Here is an 18,994-nt window from a genome sequence, read left to right as displayed (position 1 = left end):
TCCCTATATGGTAGGATGTTTATGACACTGATAAACACGCTCGAGACCGTGACCCTCCCCCTCCAGAAGTCCCTCAAACTCCGCACGCTAGGCATGGCGGCCGAGATTACGGCGCGCTTGCGCGTCATGATCGAAGAAGGCGAGCTGCCGCCGGGCGAGCGTATTGACGAGAAGGCGCTTTGCGAAATGTTCGACGTCTCGAAGACGCCGTTGCGTGAAGCGCTCAAGACGCTGGTGTCCGAGGGGCTGGTGCTGCACCGGCAATACATCGGCTACCGGGTCGCGCCACTCGATCTCGACGAGCTTCGCGCGACGTTTGAAGTCCTCCATGGCCTGGAGGGCATGGCGGGCGAACTGGCGTCTCGGCGATTGACCGAGAGCGCGCTGGCCGCGATCGAACGGAAGCACGAGCAGATGCTCGACGCGCACGGCAAGGGGCTTCGAACGGAGTACTTCCGGATCAACCAGCAGATTCACCAGATGATCGTGGACGGCGCGGGCAACCCGGTGCTCTCGTCGCTCTATGCCACATTAATGAGCAAGGTGCACCGCGCACGCGGCGCCGCGAACGCGGATCTTTCGCGTTGGCAGGAATCGCACGAAGAGCACGACCGGATCATGGCGGCCCTGCGCGAACCCGGACGGCCGCACTTGGGCGAGGTGCTCAAGGCGCACTCGGAGAACACGGGGACCGAAGTGCTGAGCGTGGTCGCCGAGGCCATTCGGCTCGGCGAGCCCCACCGTCGCGGGCGCGAGATCGGGGCAAGCTGACACCTCGTGCCGCTTGCACCGGCCGCGCGAGACATCAGAACTTGTGACGAACCCCAACCCGCCACGAGGCTTGCTGGTTCGTGCTGGATGGTGTGAGTCCCGTGATCTGCGCGACGGCGTCCTGCCCCACCGAATCGGTACCGCTTGCCTTCTCGTAGGCCACGATGGTGTAAACGTCCGTGCGCTTGGAGAGGAAATAGTCGAGCCCGGCGCCAAACAGGTGATAGTTGGCACCACCGCGCCCGCCCGCGCCGCCATTGCGTGTGTAGCTGTATGACGCCCCGGCCAGGAGCGCCGGCGTGACGCGATACTTCGCGTTCAGTTCAAGCGTATTGAACGCCACCGTCCCCCGGTAGTTGAGCGGATTCGGCCCCGACGCCGACCCCAGATCCAGGAAGCGGGTATTCGAATACGCCAGATTGACGTTCAGCTCGCCCAGTGCCACTCCCGCCGCCAGCCCGACAATCTCGAGCCGGTTGGCCGACGCATAACCCGAGAAGACCGGATTGCTTTGCGCGCTGGTCGTGCTGCCGAAACTGCCAAGATTGTTCGCCGACGTGCCGCCGGACCCCGGGTTGGCGCCGAAGAACGACACATTCGGGTTGTGAACATTCAGGTACCCGGCACCGAACGACAACGGGCCGTTGGCGTAGTGCAATCCGCCGCCCCAGATCCAGTTCGTCGAAAACGAACCCGGCGTGCCGCCCAGACTGCTCATCGCCTCGACCGTCAGACCGGACCACGTCGGGCTGCGATACTTGATCGAATTGTTGATGCGACGCGAATTCAGCGCGTTGTCGAGATCGCTCGGATGGGACGTCATATACCCGCCCCATTGCGGCGCCGCCAGGAACGGCCCAAACATGTCGACCACCGGGTCGTATTGACGGCCGAGCGTGATCGTTCCCGCATGGCCACGCAGTCCCACCCAAGCCTGGCGCCCGAACAGCGCGCCGCCCTGATTCTGCACGCCGTTGTTGCTGTAGAAGCCACTTTCCAGCAGGAAGATGGCCTGGTTGCCGCCGCCCAGGTCTTCCGTTCCCCGCATGCCCCAGCGGCTTCCCTGAATGCCCGCACTCCCCCCTTCGATCACCGCCAACTGGCGGGCTCCGGAGGGGCCGGTGCGCGAGACGGCCGTCTGCACGTTGGTGGTGTAGTTGACGCCGCTGTCGATGATCCCGTACAGCGTCACCTGGCTTTTGGCCATCGCTGCGGCTGGCAATGAAATCAGTAGTCCTAATGTAATGGCGGACTTTTTATTCACGAGAATGTCTCCTTTCGCTATGGATACGTGCCGCTTGGCGGCGAAGTGCTATCGATGATTAGTATTTCGGGGGCGGCAGACCCGCGTCGGCGCCCCCTCGCGGACTTTCAGACTGCCGCGTCGTCGCTCCCCTGCTCGTTGACACGGATGAACCAGGTCATGAGAAAGGAGATCACCAGCAGTCCCGAGAGGAGCAGCAGGCCGGTCGTCGCGCTATGGCCACTACCCTTGACGTAGCCGATGGCGAACGGACCGACGAAGCCGCCCAAGTTACCGATCGAGTTGATCACGGCAATCGACACGGCGGCCGTCGAACGTGTCAGGAACAGCGTCGGCAATGCCCAGAACGGTGACTTGAACGCATACAGGCCACCCAGGCTGAGGCAGATCATGACGATGGCCACATAGGGATTGGTCGTCAGTCCCGCGCCCAGCAGCGCGGCCGCCGCGACCGCCAGCGGAATCGCCGAATGCTTGCGGCGCTCCTTGCGACGGTCCGAGCTGCGCGACCAGACAATCATCATCACAGTCGCGAAGATGTACGGCACCATCGCGATGAGCCCGATTTGCGTGTGGCTGAGCTTGGCCGAGAACCCCTTGATGATCTGCGGCATCCAGTACCCCACCCCCAGGCTGCCGCACTGGTAGACGAAATAGATGAACGACAAATAGAGCACCTTCGGGTTGGCCATCGCCTTGCGCGCCCCGAAATGACGCACGTTCGGGCGTGCCTTGCGGTCGTTCTCCAGTTCCGTGAGCAGCCAGTCGCGCTCCTGCGGCTTGAGCCACTTGGCCTGCTCGGGACGATCGGTCAGGTACAGGAAGCACAGCACCCCACCGATGACGGCCGGCGCGCCTTCGAGCATCAACATCCAGCGCCAGCCACTCCAGTCGAACCAATGCACGTGATCCATGATCCACGTGCTCAGCGGCGCGCCGATGATGTACGACACGGGAATGGCCGCGGTGAAGAGCGCCACGGTCGTGGCCAACTCCTTCGCACGGAACCAGAAGGTCAGGTAGACGATGATGCCAGGGAAGAAGCCCGCTTCCGCCACGCCCAGCAGGAAACGCAGCACATAGAGCTGCGTGGCGGTCTGGACGAAGGCCGACGCCATGGCAATGACGCCCCAACTGAGCAGAATGCGGGCAATCCACACGCGGGCGCCGTACTTGGCGAGCATCACATTGCTGGGGACTTCGAACAGGAAGTACCCGATGAAGAATATCCCCGAGACGAACCCGAACGCTTCCGCGCTCAGCGCCAGCTCCTTGTTCATCTGCAAGGCCGCGTAGCCGATATTGGCGCGGTCGAGGTACGAAATGATGTAGAGAATGAAGACGAACGGGATGATGCGCCAGGTAATCGTGCGCACCACGGCGTTGCCGTCGACCGGCTCGTTCGCACCCGTCTGGGCGTCGGCGGGCAATGCCGATTGAGGAATGTGACTGGGCTGCATGGTGAATCCTTAAGCGTGTTGCGCGGAGAAGATCATGCAGACGGGGCTGCCGCTCTTGAGCTCGAATCCGGTCGGCGTGAGTTGACCGGATTCGGCATCGACGCGCATGGCGACGATGCTGTCGCTGTCTTCATTCAAGGCGTAAAGGAATTGGCCACCCGGTGCGATCGTGAAAAACCGCGGTGTCTTGCCCCGCGTCGGCGTTGCCATCACGAACTGCAGCATGCCGTTGGCCGGATCGATGCGGAACAGCGCAATGCTGTCGTCGCCCCGGTTGGACGCGTACACGAAGCGCCCCGACGGATCGACCTCGATTTCCGACGCCCGGCTGTTGCCCGTGAACGTCTCGGGCAACGCAGACACCACTTGCCTGGGCGTAAGCGCGCCGGTCGCGCCGTCATAGCTATAGGTCGTGACGGTCGAGTTCAGTTCGTTGACAACGTAGGCGTACTTGCCGTTGGGGTGGAACGACACGTGACGCGGCCCCGAGGCTTCCCGGGAGATGACGAACGGATGCTGCGCTGGCGTCAACTTGCCGTCGGCAAAACGATAAGAGAACGTGCGGTCAGTGCCCTTGTCCGGAACGATGACGAAATTGCCGGTCGGATCGAACGGGTTGAAGTGCGGCTTGGCCTGCTTCTGTTCGATCCGGTGCGGGCCGATGGGGCCCTCGACCGCAACGAGCTGGGTCATCTCGGCGAGGCTGCCATCCGCCTGGATCGGCAGCACCGCGAGACTGGCGCCGATGTGGTTCGTGACCACGATGTATTTGCCCGTCGGGTCGATCGCCAGATGCACCGGATTCTTGCCATGCGTGCTCTGCCGATTGATGAATTCGATCCGGCCGGTCGTGCGGTCGACGGCAAACGCGCTGATGTCGCTCAGATCGCCATGCACCGTGTACAGCCTGTCGCCCGCGCGATTGAGCGCGAGGAACGACGGATTGACGAGCCCCTTGGCGACCTGCACCAATGAAAGCTCCGCGGTGTGCGGATCGACGCGAAACACACTGATGCCGTCACCGCGTGCGTTGCGTTCACGGGTGGTACGCGAGCCAACGTAAGCGTACATGGGAATTCCTTTGTCATTCGATGCTGGGGGGGACCCGGTCGCGCGCGTTCCGGCGCTGGCGCCTGTGGCCGCCAGCGCGCCGGACATGAGTGCACTTTGCAGAATAAGCCTGCGCGTGCGATTGGGGACCAAGGGGTCGAGGGGAACTGACGGTTTCCGGGTCATCTTTTGTCTCCGTACGTGGTTCTCATTGAACTTCGGGTTTCCACTTGATTGCATTTTTGCGTAAACTTATGCAAAATTCGAGCTATGGAAAACACCTATCTCCCACCCAACACGACCCTCGAACTGGGCGGCTCGACGTACCGATTCGTGGATTTGCCGGCGATGTTCGGCGACGCACTGCCGCGCCTGCCGGTGGTCTTGCGCTTGCTGCTCGAGAATGCGGTGCGCAACCTTGAAGGGGATGAACGCCAGGCGGCGGTCGTTGGCGTGCTGGGCTGGCTCGAGCAAGGCACAAGCGAGGACGAGATTGCCTTCCAGCCGTCGCGCGTGCTCATGCACGACACGACAAGCACCCCGGCGCTGGTTGACATCGCGGCCATGCGCGACGCTCTGGCGGAAGCCGGCGCGGATCCCGCATTGCTCAATCCGACGTTGCGGGTGGACGTTTCGGTCGACCACTCCCTGGCCGTCGAGCAAACGCGCCGGCCCGATGCGGCAGCGGGCAATCTCGAGATCGAGATGCGCCGCAATGCGGAGCGGTATCGTTTTCTGCGCTGGGCGTCGCAGGCGCTGGACGGCGTGCATATCAACCCGCCGGGCACCGGCATCATGCACACCCTCAATCTGGAGCAACTCGCCACCGTGGCGACGCAGCAAACCGTTGACGGCCAGACGTGGCTCACGCCCGACACCTTGATCGGCACCGACAGCCACACGCCGATGATCAACGGCATCGGCATATTGGGCTGGGGGGTTGGCGGACTCGAAGCGCAGACGGTGATGTTCGGCATGCCGGTGATGCAGCGCATTCCCGACGTGATCGGCGTGAAGCTCACCGGCAGGCTGCCGGCCGGCACGTCGGCCACCGATCTGGCCTTGCGGGCAACGAAAGCATTGCGTGATATCGGCGTGTCGGGCGAGTTCGTCGAATATTTCGGTCCGGGCGTCGCCACACTGACGGCGGGCGAGCGGTCCGTCGTGGCCAACATGGCGCCCGAATACGGCGCCACCACCGGTTACTTCCCGGTCGACGGCACGACGCTGGACTACCTGCGCGCCACCGGCCGCCCCGAGGCCTTGATCCAGTCGGTCGAGGCGCTCTATCGCGGCGCCGGCCTGTGGTTCGACGCGAACAACACGCCGCGCTACACGCGCGTCATCGAGATCGATCTGGCCACGGTGGCATTGCACGTGGCCGGCCCGCGCCGTCCGCAGGATCTGCTGCCCTATGCCGAGACCGGCGACGCCCTGCGCGCGATTGCCGGGCAGCCCGCGCACACGTCGACGTCGCTGCCCGCCTGGCCGGTGGCGATCGCGGCGATCACGAGTTGCACAAATACGTCGGACCCGGCCCAGCTCATCGCCGCCGGGCTGGTCGCCCGCCGTGCGCGCACACTGGGGCTGCGCGTTGCGGACTGGGTGAAGACGTCACTGGCGCCGGGCTCGCCCGCCGCCGCCGACTACTTGCAGCGCGCCGGGTTGATCGACGATCTGGCCGCGGTCGGCTTCGACATCGTGGGCTTCGGCTGCACGACCTGCATCGGCAATTCCGGACCGCTCTCGGCGCCGATCGCGCAAGCGGTCGCGGACGGTGCCATCTCGCCGGTGGCGGTGCTCTCGGGCAATCGCAACTTCCCGGGACGCGTGCATCCGGACCTGAGCCTCGGGTTCATCATGTCGCCGCCGCTGGTCGTCGCCTATGCCCTCGCCGGCTCGGCCGCGTGCGACTTGAGCACTGGGCCGGTACAGACCCTGGCCGACGGCACGGCCGTCTACCTGAAGGACCTGTGGCCAACGCGCGAGGAAGTCGATGCGCTGGTGGCGGCCGGAACGCGCCCGGCCGATTTCCGGTCGGCGTTCGCGATCGCGTCGCGCAACCCGATGTGGGCCCGTCTCGAAGCCCCGAAGTCGGCACGCTTTCCGTGGAATCCGGCATCGACGGCCCTGCGTCGCCCGCCGTTTGCCTCGCTGGACGCGGGCAGCCAACTTGGCGACTACGCGGCCTATCCGCTGCTCGCGCTCGGCGACGACGTGACCACCGATCACATCTCGCCGGCCAGCGCCATTCCGACGCAGAGCTATGTCGCCGACTTCCTGGTGAGCAAGGGCGACGACCGGAACGACCTTAACGTCTTCGCGTCGCGGCGCGGCAATTGGGAAGTGATGGTGCGTTCCGCGTTCTACAACAAGACGCTCGTCAATCTGCTGGGCCGCGATCTGCCGGTGGCCCATACGGTCCACGGGCCGAGCGGCGACGTGATGCCGATCTTCGAGGCGGCCGAGCGCTACCAGGCCGACGGCGACTCGGTGGTCCTGCTCGCCGGCGCGCGCTACGGCACCGGCTCGTCGCGGGACTGGGCGGCCAAGGGGCAGCGTCTTTTGGGGATCCGGGCCGTAATTGCGGTAAGCTTCGAGCGTATTCACCGTTCCAACCTGATTGGCATGGGCATTCTGCCGCTGCGGTTCCCCGCAGGCGTCGACCCGACTTCGCTGGCCATCCGACCGAACGACATCATCCATATCGCAGCCCATGCCGAAGCGATCTCGCCGCGCGGCCCCGTCGAAGTGCGCATCGCGCGCGCGGACGGTCGGTCCGAGACGTTGATTGCCACGGCCGCTGTCGAAACCCGCCTTGAAATCGCACTGCTGCGCCAAGGGGGGGTGATTCCGTCGATTCTGCATCGGACGCTCGCCCAGCAGTCTGTGGTGGCGTAACGGCATGATGGCTTGTGCCGGTCGCGATCGATCCGCGATGAAACCCGACCGCTCCATTGCCACACAAATCGTCGACCTGATCCAGGCCGAAGCCATGCCGGTCGGCCAGCATCTGCCCGCGCAGATGTTGGCCGACAAGTTGCGCATCTCCCGCTCGCCGGTCAATGAGGCGCTTGCCTTGCTCCACGAAAAGGGCGTCGTGGTACGCGAGCCCAATCGCGGCTACTTCCTGGCGCAGCCCGTGCCGGCGTCGAGCGTCACCGCGGCGCAGGAACTGGGCCTCGACGAGACCGACATTGTCACGAGCACCTATTTCCGGATTGCCGACGATCTGCTTCGCGGACAGTTACCCGAGGAGTTCTCCGAGCAATTGATCCGAACGCGCTACGGGCTGACGACGACGCAGCTCAATGCCGTACTCGGACGCATTCGCGAGGAAGGGTGGGCCGAGCGCAAGCCCGGCTACGGATGGCAATTTTCGTCGATGCTGACCACGCCAGACAGCTTGATCCAGACCTATCGCCTGCGCTTGGCCCTCGAGCCTGCGGCGTTGCTTGAGCCCGGTTACAAGCTCGACGCGAAGGTGCTCGAGCGGCTGCGTGCGGCGGAGCTGCATCTGCTGGATGGCGGGATCGAAACCGATACGGCCTATCAGTTGCACGAGCGTGGCGTACGGTTTCACGAGTCGCTCGTCGAAGCCTCCGGCAACCCGTTCTTCGTCGATACGATGCGGCGCGTCACGCGGGTGCGCCGGCTGCTGTCGTATCGATCAATGCAAGACCGTGCGCGCTACAAGCCGCATGCGAACCAGCATCTGGAAATTCTCGAATTGCTGGCCCGTGAGCGCAATGAAGAGGCGTCGGCGATGCTGTATGCCCACCTGCGCCACACCATCGACGCCATCGGCAAGATTGCCGGTATTCTCGAACCCTAGACCTCCCGATCCTCGCCATGACGCTTGATTCGACCCTCCTTGCCGCGTTTGCGCCGACTGGCGTGCTGCGTGCCTGCATCAACCTTGGCAACCCGATTCTCGCGGGACTTGACGCCCAGTCCAGGCCGGTCGGCATTTCGGTCGATCTGGCGGACGCATTGGCGAAGCGATTGGGCGTCGAGCTTGCGCTAGTCGAGGTCGATGCCGCGGGAAAATCGGTGGAGACGGTGACGAACGAGCGGGCCGACGTGGGCTTTTTCGCCATCGATCCGCGCCGCGCCACGACGATCGGTTTCACGACACCGTACTTGCTTATCGAAGGCTTTTACCTGGTGCGCGACGCCTCGCCGGTGAAGACCAACGCCGAGGTCGATCAGGCGGGCACGCGCGTGGTCGTCGGTAAAGGCAGCGCGTATGACCTGTTCCTGACGCGCGAACTCAAGCACGCGGACATCGTGCGCGCGCCCACGTCGCCGACGGTGGTCAAGACGTTCATCGAAACGGGCTGTGAAGTGGCCGCTGGCGTGAAGCAACAGCTCGAACACGACGTGGCCGCACTGACGGGCTATCGGCTGCTCGACGAGCGTTTCATGGTCATTCAGCAAGCCATGGGTATGCCGATCACGCGCGGCGAGGCGGCTGTGGCATTTCTGAAGACGTTTGTGGAAGACATGAAACGCGAGGGTTTCGTGGCGGATGCCATGCAACGACATGGCGTGACAGGGGTTAGCGTTGCGCCTGCGGCGTGAGACGACTTACGCATCCACCACGAAGCCAAAGGCGGCGAACGAAAGTTGACCGATTCGTCATCGTCGAAGCTCCTTCTCCGAATCGAACATGCGTCGACGATGTGTGAAGTTCACACTTGCCGATCATCCCCGTCATGGACTGTCGCCACATGCAGCTGATTTGTTGCTCCATGAATGCTGACGGACATGCCTGGACCGGTCATGCTCCACAGCGATAATTTGCGGATTATCGCTGTGTTCACCGACAGCACGTGAGGGCAAAGTGTTGCCGGACGTATTATTTGCCAGCCGGTGCCGGCGCGTTCATCAAATCCGGCCGGCGATTGGCGCGATCTCGTTTTAATCCCCAGAAATAGGTAACCGCAAGACAGGGCACCAGTGACGCAATCGAATAGGCCACCCCTGCCAGTTGGTTGCCGGTCAGCGCTACCAGCGACAGGCTGATGAGCGGTAAAAATCCGCCGAACAGGATGTTGCCCAGTTGCTGCGCCAGTCCGAATCCGGTTGTCCGACTCTGAGGCGGAAAGCACTCGGCGATAAATGCGGGTAGCGGCGCCATGATCATGGCGGTCAACACGGCGAGTACCGTAATAAGTGCCGCGACCACACCCCAGGCCTCGTTGAGCACACCCGTGCGGATCCCAGCAAAGGTCGGATACGCGCTGGCCATCCATAGCAGTATGCCGATGAACATCACCCGTGCTCGTCCGATTCGATCGGATAAGCGGCCAAACACCGGGAACATAGGCGTCGCGATTATGATGCCAACCGCCACGCAAAGACTGGCGTGAGTCGGTTCCACCTTGAGCACGTTCTGCAGAAAGTACAGCATGTAGACAATCGACGTGTACAACGATACCGAAGTGCCCCCTTGGGCACCGAAAATCGCAACCAGAATGGCTTTCCATGAGGATTTGCTGGTCACCGTGTCGGACAGGGGCGCTTTCGACAAACGCCCGCTTGCCTGCATTTCCACGAACACCGGCGTCTCCTTCATGCCCAACCGAATCATCGTTGCAATCGCGACGATCGGTGCGGAGACCAGGAAAGGCACGCGCCAACCCCAAGTGGCGAATGCGTGGGCGTCAAGCGTCAGTCGCAATGCAGACACTATCGCCAGGGCGAGCAACAGGCCGACCCCGGCCGTGCTCTGCAAGACGCTCGTGAACATGCCGCGCTTGTCCTGCGGTGCGTATTCGACCACATAGACCACAGCTGAGCCATACTCCCCACCGAGCGCAATGCCTTGCGTAATGCGCAGCACCAGCAAGGCGACGGGTGCGGCCACCCCGACTGCGCCATAAGTCGGCAAACAACCGATGCCGACAGTCGCGACACCCATCAACACAAGTGTGATGACAAAGGTCTTTTTGCGCCCGATACGATCCGCCATAGGGCTAAAGATAATCGTGCCGATGGGTCGCGCGAGGTAAGCAATGCCAAAAGTCGCGACGCCCGCGAGCGCAGCGACGGTTCTGTCCTGCGACGGCAGAAACAATTGCGTCAGTGTGCCCGTCAGCGCGACGTACACGAAGAAGTCGTAGTACTCGAGCATCGTTCCCAAGCTCGAGGTTGTGATGATCTTCAACATTTGCCGTAGCGCCGCCGGTTGGCGATGATGCGTGTTCATGACTGTCTCCTTCCATTGATTTTTATTTGTATTACATAGCGCACGTCGTCTGCCAACGCTTCACTTGAGAAACCGGCGAACCGCGGCCTTGTGCTCTTCACCGCAAAGAAGAATGGCCTGCATCGATGCGGCCATCTCCAAGGCTGTCGGCAACGATGCTTCCGCCGATTGGCGAACCAGTTGCTTGGCCATTCGCAAAGCGTGTGGAGGGCTGTTGGCGATTGTTTCAGCCAGTCGCTCCGCCTCCGCGTCCAATGCATCGACGGCCACGACTCGCGAGACGATGCCGGCATCAAGCGCTTGGAACGCATCGATGAATTCGCTGGTCAGCGTCAACTCCATTGTCTTGGCGACCCCGACAATCCGAGTAAGGAACCAGGCCCCGCCGATGCCAGAGACCAAACCCGGTCGCAGAAAGCTTTCCGAGAAACGGGCATTTTCCGCGGCAATGCGCAAATCGCACATCAATGCAACATCGAATCCCGCGCCCACTGCGGCACCATTGACGGCAGCGATAGATGGCACCGGCAACGCATGCAACGCGCGGGGAATGCGATGCAGGCTACCCGCGAGGCGCTCCCTGACCGCCTCGACAGAGCCTTGCATCAGATCGGCGCCAGCCTCCATGTCTTTCACGTTGCCACCCGTGCAGAAATGCTTGCCCGAGGACCGGAGCAAAACGCAGTGCACGTTCGAAAGCCCGCTCGCCCGCTCCAGGGCGTCTGCCAACGCTTCGGTCATCGCCACATCGAGCGCGTTACCGGTTTTCGGTTCATTCAGCGTGATTGTCATCACGCCGTTGACGACGCGGGTCAAGACCAATCCTTCGCTTTGAGCGTCGTCGGTCGTCATGACATCCTGTCTGGTGTTCATTGCGTAGCGATTCATACAGATACTCACTTATTGAAAAATTCCGGCGCTCGCTTCTGCAAGAACGCCGCCATGCCTTCCTTCTGATCGTGCAACGCGAAGCCAGCATGAAAAAGCCGTCGCTCGAATAACAGACCGTCGCCCAGGGACGACTCAACGGATGGGCATATGTCAGCGCCCGCTGCAAATGTCTTGTCTGAGCCAGTGATGAAAGTTGCATGCACTGGGTCGTCGGCATCGATCCGACCAAGCGCGTCAGTTAGCGGATTGCATGGATTGTCAGATGCCAGCCTGAGCAACGTGACCCGTCGATGCTTCTCGACAAGTACGGGAGCGCACGTCACCCCCACCTCCTACAGAGCGACCGGCGCATCTTGCGCAGCGGCGGTCTGAATCACGCCCAGGCCGATCAGCCTGGTGATCTCCTCGTGGGTAACACCGTATTCCGCGAGAACCTCAATTGAGTGCTGCCCGACTAGCGGCGCGGCGGCATCCGCTCCACGCGTGTCGTCGCTTTTGCCAAGGGCAAAGCCAGGCAGCCGCACCTTGCCGGCAATCGGATGATCGACGCTCGAATCGATTCCGCTTTCGCGATACTCGCGAGAATCCACCACCTCCCTGTACGTCGAAACCGGAGCGCACAGAATGTCGCGAGCGGCCAACAGGTCGAGCCATTCAGATGTGGTGCGGGTCGCAAAGCATTCCCCCAGCGCGCGGCGCAGGGCAGCCCGATTGCGCACGCGATCCGTGTTGGTGACAAAGCGCGGGTCCGATGCGAGATAAGGCAAGTCAAGCACCTCGCAAAGCGACGCCCATCTGTGCGGGTGATAGGCGGCAATCATCAACCAGCCGTCTCGGGTTTGGAACGCCTCATTGGGCGACGCGTAAGGCGCCGCGCTGCCGACCTTTTCTGGGTCAGTGTTGGAGGCGAGAAACGACGTGAAGCCGACCTGCTGCAGCGCAACGGCCGCCGTAAACAAGCTAATGTCCAGATGTTGGCCCGCGCCACTGCATCGGACCTGGTGCAGTGCCGCGAGCACGGCAATGGTGGCCATATAGCCGCCCACCATGTCCGCGACCGGCACCGGAACCTTCAACGGCGCCGAACCAGGCTCACCGAGCGTGCTCATCAGCCCGCTGGCGGCCTGGATAATGCCGTCGACGGCCGGACGACTGCGTGCAGCACCGGTTTGTCCGAACGCGGAGATCGAGCAATAGACCAGCTTGCCGTGAGTTGCTTCAAGCGACGCATAATCCAGACCCCACGTCGCCATGACGCCGGGCCGGAAGTTCTCGACAATCACATCGGCCTGCCGAACCATCTCCCTTATCGTTCTCTGGCCAGCCTCGGTTTTCAGATCGATCGCCAGACTGCGCTTATTGCGATTGACACTGAGATTGGCGACGCTCTCGCCGTTGATCCATGGTGGGCCGATCTTGCGCCCCAGCTCACCGAACGGCGGTTCGATCTTGACCACGTCCGCACCGAGATCTGCAAGCATCATGGAGCAAACCGGCCCGGCCAGCACGTGCGAAAAATCCAGCACGCGTATGCCTTGAAGACTGTCTCTTATCATTTTTTCCTATCCAGTTCCGCGCTGCAAATGACATTCGCGTCACTGATTTGCAGCCATTGAGAACAGGATAGAGAGCGCGCGTAGCGCGGACAAACGACTTTATTGATCGTACCTTTTGACTTTTTGTAAAGCGATGTGCCGCATCGCAAGCGCTAGCTTTGCACCACCGTGGCAAGCCATTCGCGAAACGCGCGCAATGCCGCTGTCTGCCGCTTGCCCGAGGGCCATGCGAAATAGTAGGTGTATGCGCCGCGATCGAGTGGCGGCCCAAACGGGATGACCAGCGTGCCGTCGTTCAAATCCTTCTCGACCAGCGCCTTCTGTGCGATCGCCACGCCGTGCCCCTCGATCGCCGCCTGGTAGGCCAGCAGCGATGTCTCATAACGCATGCCGCGCAGCGCGTTGATTCTCGACACGCCCGCGGCGGCCAGCCACAGCCCCCAGTCGTCGGCGCGAGCGAGCGAATGCAGCAGTGTTTGACTTTCGAGCTGTCTCGGCCTTTTCAAGGTGAGTATGGGCGCAGCCACCGGCACCAGTTCGTTGGGAATCAGGCGCTGCGTGTTCATGCCGGGCCAGTCGCCATCGCCCAGTTGAATGCCCGCGTCAATGTCTTCGAGCGCGAAGTTCAGCGGCGCCGACGACGTGGTCAATTGCACATCGATGTTTTGATTTAGCCGGTGAAAGCTGGCGAGCCGCGGAATCAGCCAGCGCACCGCGAACGTGGCCGGCGAGCGGATGCGCAGCACGTTGTTGCTCTGGCTGCCAGACACGATCGCCTCCGTCGCTTCGCGCAGCGTGGCGAAGAGCGGCATCAACTCCGACAGATAACGAGCGCCCACCGCGGTCAACACGAGACCGCCGCGCACCCGTTCGAACAGCGGCGCCTTCAGAAAATCCTCGAGCGCCCTGACCTGCCGGCTCACCGCCGCTGGGGTGACGGCTAACTCGTCGGCCGCCTTGGAAATGCTGAGCAGACGCCCGGTCGCCTCGAAGGCGCGCGTGGGATTGAGTGGCGGAAGCGAGTCGCGGCGGGCCATGTTCGAGGATTGTCCAGAGAGTATGGGTTAGTGCGACGATACAAAAATCGACGGCGCGCCTTCGTCGGGCAGCGCAAAATTGCGCTTCATGCGCGCGATTTCCTGTAATGGGCTGCCGCCGAACAGCCGCTTGAACTCGCGACTGAATTGAGACGGACTTTCATAACCGACCTGGCTACTCGCCGCCGCCGCGGTCGTGCCGAGCCGCGCCATCAGGAGCCGCGCCTGATGCAAGCGCGTGGACTTGATGTACTGCAGGGGCGAGGTGTCGGTCACCGCCTTGAAGTGCACATGGAAAGTCGGCACGCTCATGCGCGCTTCGGCGGCGAGTTCCTCCACCGTCAACGGTTCCGCAAAATTTGTATGAATCTTGCGGATCGCGCGGGAAATGCGGCCGAAATTGCCTTGGCGACTCAAAGCGGCGCGCATCGAGCCGCCCTGCTCGCCCAAGAAAACCCGGAAATAGATTTCCCGCACCAGCGCCGGCCCGAGGATCTGAGCCTCAAGAGGATTCAACATGGCCTGCAAAAAGCGCAAGACGCTCTGCCCCAGCGGTATATCGAGCGTGGTGGTTGCCATGCCGCGAGGTGGCATCGGCGTCATCGCTTCGTGCTCCTCGAGCTGTAGCAGCAAATCGGCGGCAATGCCGAAATCCAGCCGTAAATAAATCGCCAGTAACGGCTCGGCTTCGCTCGCGTCGGTCTCCATCGAAAACGGCAACGGCACCGAGACCACCAGATAGCGCTGGGCATCGTAAAGATAGACCTGATCGCCCCAGAAGCCGCGCTTGCGCCCCTGGCACACGATCACGATGCCCGGCTCATAGAGCACTGGCGTTCTGGTCAACGACCGATTCGAACGCAGGAAGCGTATATCTGGCAGCGGTGAAAGGTTATAGCCCTCATTGGGCGCGAGCTCGAGCAACAACTCGATCATCTGTTGGCGCACGCGCCCCTGACGTTTCGATGCGGGTTCCATGGCGGAGACAAAAAAACCTTAGCGGTCGACGAGCGCAGTTTCGCATCGAGTCGGGAAAAGCACCAGCCACTCATAGGATCAGGCAAGAATCACAGACGAATGCGCGTTTTCCGCCGTGTCCCGCGCTCATAACATTTTCACAGGTTGTCGCATGCGGTCATGCCGAGGGCGCGTCATCGGTCGACGCGCGTCGCTCACTTCGCGTGCTTCGAGTGTATTTCCCGCTCACGACAATCACCCTTCCAACATGGACTCAAGGATATTTCATGATCGAAGTAAGGAATCCCGCGGACGGCAGCGTGGTGGGTCACGTCAAGCATCATACTGAGCAGGAGGTGCGTGAGGCGATTGATCGCGCCTGCGCTGCTTTTCCTCAATGGTCCCGGAAGCTGGCCAGGCAGCGCAGCGACTTGCTGCGCAAATGGTTCGAGCTGGTCAGGCAAGACAGGCAGGACTTTGCCGAACTGATCTCGCGCGAGAACGGAAAGTGCCTGACCGAAGCGCTCGGCGAAATCGACTATGGTCTAGGCTTTATCGAATGGTATGCGGAAGAGGCCAGGCGCGTGTATGGCGATACGATTCCATCGCACGCCGCCGATGCTGCAGTGCTGGTCACCAAGGAGCCGATCGGCCCGGTAGCGTCGATCACGCCTTGGAATTTTCCGTTCATGATGATTGCACGCAAGGTCGCTACCGCACTCGCGGCCGGTTGCACGATCATCATCAAGCCTGCCGAGGAAACGCCGCTGACCGCCTATAAGTTGCTTGAATACGCAAGGCGCGCCGGCATTCCCGAGGGTGTTTTTGAAATGGTGACGGGCGACCCTGCGTCCATCGGCGGCATGATGACCAGCGACTCGCGCATCCGGAAGATTTCGTTCACCGGATCGACCAAAATCGGCCGGCTGCTCGCTCGGCAAAGCGCAGATACGCTGAAAAAGCTGACGATGGAACTCGGTGGCAACGCGCCGTTCATCGTGTTCGATGATGCAGACATCGAACAGGCAATTTCAGGGCTCGTTGCGGCAAAACTACGCAACTCTGGACAGGTCTGTATCTCGCCGAACCGCATCTACGTGCAGGCCGGCATTCACGATCGCTTTGTGCAGCGCCTGACGGAAGCCGTCGAGCGAATCCGTGTCGACCAGGGATTACAGCCCGACTTCGTAGTGGGGCCTCTGATCAATCAGGCGGCACTCGACAAGGTGTCTCGGCTCGTCGAGCAGGCGCAAAAGAGCGGTGCGAAAACGTTGCTCGGTGGGCGGCGACACGACAACGGTGGTCTCTTCTATGCGCCGACCATCCTCACGAACGTCGCCGACGACATGGATATCTGCTCGACGGAACTCTTCGGCCCGGTATTCCCGGTTTACACATTCGCCTCCGAGAAGGAGGTGATTGCGCGTGCGAACGCCACCGAATACGGTCTGGTCGCTTACGCATTTACCCGCGATCTCGGGCGGGCATTTCGCCTCTCGCGCGACATCGAGGCAGGCATGGTGATCCTGAACTCAGGCTCGGTGGGTACGGCTTCCGTTCCGTTTGGCGGGGTCAAGCAGTCGGGCTATGGTCGGGAAGGAGGCTATTACGGCATCGAAGAGTATGTTCAAGTGAAGTATGTGCTGATGGCTGGGTTGGCGGAGGCCGCCCAATAGGTTCGATTGGGGGTGCGGACAACTACATGAACTATCGGGAGGTAGTTCATGTATTGACCCAGTGAGAACCCGCTCACGTCATTTTCGAGGTTCAGACGATGAGCTAGGCATTGGAAGAAGACATCGAAAGGTGGACGGCCGGGCGCGAGATATGGGTTCCCCCATCGTCTCGCCGAAAATCGAGCCATAGTCTGGCCGGCTTTATTCCCCCCTCACCAGGCGCCCTCGCCTCGTTGCTTCCCCTATTGAATGGGTGCGCATACATCGCTGGCGAATTCGGCCCACGAATATGTTTCATGCCCGGGTTGATCTTATGATGGGATCTGTTATCTCACGGGTGGCCAGATGAGTTCCCAGCATAGTGAAAGCGATTCGCCGGCATTCTGGAGAGAGCAGGAGATGCTCCTTCTCCAACAAATAATGAGCCTCGTAGGCAAAGGGCTATCGCCGGACGTCATTCTTCGTGAAACGCTCCATCTGATGTCCGAGCTCCTCGGGCTGAACCGTGGGCGCATCGTGCTTCTGGACGATGGTGCGACTGACAGTTGCAGAATCCAATATGCGTATGGCCTCAAGCCGGACGAAATCGAACGCGGGCGCTACAAGGTCGGTGAAGGCATAACGGGGCATGTACTGCGCCATGGCCAGTTGACGATCGTGCAGGACATCGATCGAGACGATGTCTTTCTTGCACGGGCGGTTAAACGAGACCGCCTTCCGCCGGGGCCCGTGTCGTTTATCGCGCTCCCCATCCGAATTGAGGATCGAAGCGTCGGCGTCCTGGCGTGCCATCGAATTCGTGTCCGCAATCGTGCATTATCGAGCGACGTGTCTATTTTGCGGATCTTGTCGACACTGGCCGGCCACCTTCTTCATCTTGATTCGATGATGAAGGCAAAGACTCGCGCACTCGAAGAGCAGAACGAGATGTTGATGCACGCGCTTGAGCATGAGAGCGCGAAGTACGGAATCGTGGGGACTTCGCCTGCGCTGCTTAAAGCGATTTCGGAGCTGGAGCGAGTCTCGGATGCATCGGCGAGTGTCTTGCTGCTCGGCGATTCAGGCACCGGCAAGGAGCTGTTCGCCAGAGCACTGCACTTGTCGGGTCAACGCCGTGACAAGCCGTTCATAAAGGTGAACTGTGCAGCAATCCCCGACACGCTCTTCGAATCCGAATTGTTTGGCTACGAGCGGGGTGCGTTTACGGGTGCGACCGGTGTGCGAGAGGGGCTGTTCGAACAGGCGTCTTCAGGGACGATCTTCCTTGACGAAATCGGTGAGCTGCCTCTCACGTTGCAGGGAAAGCTGCTTCGTACATTGCAGGAGGGAACGATAACCCGGCTAGGTGGGAAGCGTGAAATCAAGGTGGACGTCAGGCTTGTGGCGGCGACGAACAGAAGCCTGGAAACCGATGTTGCGAACGGCCTGTTCAGACAGGATCTGTACTACAGACTCAACGTTATTCCTATTCGGCTTCCGTCGTTAGCCGAGCGCAAAGGTGACATTCGCGCTTTGGCATTGCATTTTCTCAGCCGTACAAACCAGGCAAACCAGCGCAACGTCAATCTTGCGCCCGATGCACTCGCAAGGCTCGAGGACCATCAATGGCCTGGCAATATCCGCGAACTTTCGAATTTTATCGAACGCGTCGTGCTGCTCGCCGACAGGCCAATACTCCATTCGGACGATGTTGAACGGTTTCTACCCGCAGCGGAACCGGCGCCACTGTTCGAGACTCCCGGTTCGCCCCTGCAGCAGACGGTTCAAATTCCGGAAGGGGTGCGTCAGTACATGGCGAACGACTCACATTCGGCAGATGAACTGCGTCAGGCATTGCGCTCGGCTGGCGGCAACAAGTCGCGAGCAGCGCAACGCCTCGGGCTGACGCCCCGTCAGTTCTCGTATCGCTGGCAGAAAATTTGCGGCTAGATACGACTGACAATGTTCGACAAATTGTCGACATTGTCAACAATTTGGGATTGGGTGCTCATTGGGCTTGCAGCGTGGTCGGCCATAAAAAATATAACAAATACAGCACCCTATAGATTTTTACCCTGCCCTGGCACGGTCGTTGCTTTGATGGATGTGCGATCTCGCAGATCGTTTCATCCGGCTCAT

The 18,994-nt window shown here is 61.3% G+C and carries 14 protein-coding genes and 1 pseudogene; 6 read left to right on the top strand and 9 right to left on the bottom strand.

The window, feature by feature from the left end; translation table 11 throughout:
• Positions 1-93: 93 nt before the first annotated feature.
• Positions 94-771 carry a GntR family transcriptional regulator gene (locus OYT13_RS07375; protein WP_327198130.1) on the top strand — a complete coding sequence of 226 codons (678 nt, stop codon included), beginning with the start codon at positions 94-96 and terminating at the stop codon, positions 769-771.
• Positions 772-805: 34 nt separating this feature from the next.
• On the opposite strand, the gene OYT13_RS07370 is transcribed toward OYT13_RS07375, so the two are convergent.
• The 3 genes from OYT13_RS07370 to OYT13_RS07360 all read right to left on the bottom strand — a co-directional run bounded on the left by OYT13_RS07370 (position 806) and on the right by OYT13_RS07360 (position 4,566).
• A complete protein-coding gene (locus OYT13_RS07370) occupies positions 806-1,978 on the bottom strand; it encodes a porin (RefSeq protein ID WP_268567862.1) in 1,173 nt (390 codons plus the stop codon).
• Between the two features lie 164 nt (positions 1,979-2,142).
• Complete coding sequence (locus OYT13_RS07365) at positions 2,143-3,495, bottom strand: MFS transporter (protein WP_268567541.1); 1,353 nt, start codon at positions 3,493-3,495, stop codon at positions 2,143-2,145.
• 9 nt (positions 3,496-3,504) lie between these two features.
• Complete coding sequence (locus OYT13_RS07360; RefSeq protein ID WP_268567540.1) at positions 3,505-4,566, bottom strand: lactonase family protein; 1,062 nt, start codon at positions 4,564-4,566, stop codon at positions 3,505-3,507.
• 249 nt (positions 4,567-4,815) lie between these two features.
• Here OYT13_RS07360 and acnA point away from each other — a divergent pair, with 249 nt between their 5' ends.
• Genes acnA through OYT13_RS07345 form a run of 3 tightly spaced genes read left to right on the top strand, consistent with a single transcriptional unit; the run spans position 4,816 to position 9,129 of the window.
• On the top strand, positions 4,816-7,446 hold the full coding sequence (gene acnA / locus OYT13_RS07355) for an aconitate hydratase AcnA (protein WP_268567539.1): 2,631 nt from the start codon (positions 4,816-4,818) through the stop codon (positions 7,444-7,446).
• A gap of 37 nt (positions 7,447-7,483) precedes the next feature.
• A complete protein-coding gene (locus tag OYT13_RS07350) occupies positions 7,484-8,380 on the top strand; it encodes a GntR family transcriptional regulator (protein WP_268567538.1) in 897 nt (298 codons plus the stop codon).
• A gap of 17 nt (positions 8,381-8,397) precedes the next feature.
• Positions 8,398-9,129: an ABC transporter substrate-binding protein gene (locus OYT13_RS07345; RefSeq protein WP_268567537.1), complete on the top strand. Its 732-nt coding sequence runs from the start codon at positions 8,398-8,400 to the stop codon at positions 9,127-9,129.
• Positions 9,130-9,406: 277 nt separating this feature from the next.
• Here OYT13_RS07345 and OYT13_RS07340 read toward each other — a convergent pair whose 3' ends face one another.
• From OYT13_RS07340 to OYT13_RS07315, 6 genes and pseudogenes are all read right to left on the bottom strand, one after another.
• The gene (locus tag OYT13_RS07340) at positions 9,407-10,759 is read right to left on the bottom strand and encodes an MFS transporter (RefSeq protein WP_150564172.1); all 1,353 of its coding nucleotides are present in this window, start codon (positions 10,757-10,759) and stop codon (positions 9,407-9,409) included.
• A 60-nt stretch (positions 10,760-10,819) separates the two neighbouring features.
• Positions 10,820-11,611 carry an enoyl-CoA hydratase-related protein gene (locus OYT13_RS07335; RefSeq protein WP_268567861.1) on the bottom strand — a complete coding sequence of 264 codons (792 nt, stop codon included), beginning with the start codon at positions 11,609-11,611 and terminating at the stop codon, positions 10,820-10,822.
• Positions 11,612-11,655: 44 nt separating this feature from the next.
• Positions 11,656-11,784, bottom strand: a pseudogene (locus OYT13_RS07330) (enoyl-CoA hydratase); the annotation flags it as partial.
• 198 nt (positions 11,785-11,982) lie between these two features.
• Positions 11,983-13,206 (bottom strand): CaiB/BaiF CoA transferase family protein, encoded by a 1,224-nt coding sequence (locus tag OYT13_RS07325; RefSeq protein ID WP_268567536.1) that lies wholly within the window; start codon positions 13,204-13,206, stop codon positions 11,983-11,985.
• Positions 13,207-13,358: 152 nt separating this feature from the next.
• Positions 13,359-14,243, bottom strand: a complete 885-nt coding sequence (locus tag OYT13_RS07320; RefSeq protein WP_268567535.1) for a LysR substrate-binding domain-containing protein — start codon at positions 14,241-14,243, stop codon at positions 13,359-13,361.
• 27 nt (positions 14,244-14,270) lie between these two features.
• A complete protein-coding gene (locus tag OYT13_RS07315; protein WP_268567534.1) occupies positions 14,271-15,221 on the bottom strand; it encodes an AraC family transcriptional regulator in 951 nt (316 codons plus the stop codon).
• 266 nt (positions 15,222-15,487) lie between these two features.
• On the opposite strand from OYT13_RS07315, the gene OYT13_RS07310 reads away from it, so the two are divergent.
• Positions 15,488-16,876: an NAD-dependent succinate-semialdehyde dehydrogenase gene (locus OYT13_RS07310; protein ID WP_017232435.1), complete on the top strand. Its 1,389-nt coding sequence runs from the start codon at positions 15,488-15,490 to the stop codon at positions 16,874-16,876.
• Positions 16,877-17,275: 399 nt separating this feature from the next.
• Positions 17,276-18,805, top strand: coding sequence for a sigma 54-interacting transcriptional regulator (locus OYT13_RS07305; RefSeq protein WP_268567533.1), 1,530 nt, complete (start codon positions 17,276-17,278; stop codon positions 18,803-18,805).
• Positions 18,806-18,994 lie beyond the last annotated feature (189 nt).

Source organism: Pandoraea sp. XJJ-1 (assembly GCF_026802345.1).
GTDB lineage: Bacteria > Pseudomonadota > Gammaproteobacteria > Burkholderiales > Burkholderiaceae > Pandoraea > Pandoraea cepalis.
This window is presented reverse-complemented; position numbering and strand designations above follow the sequence as displayed.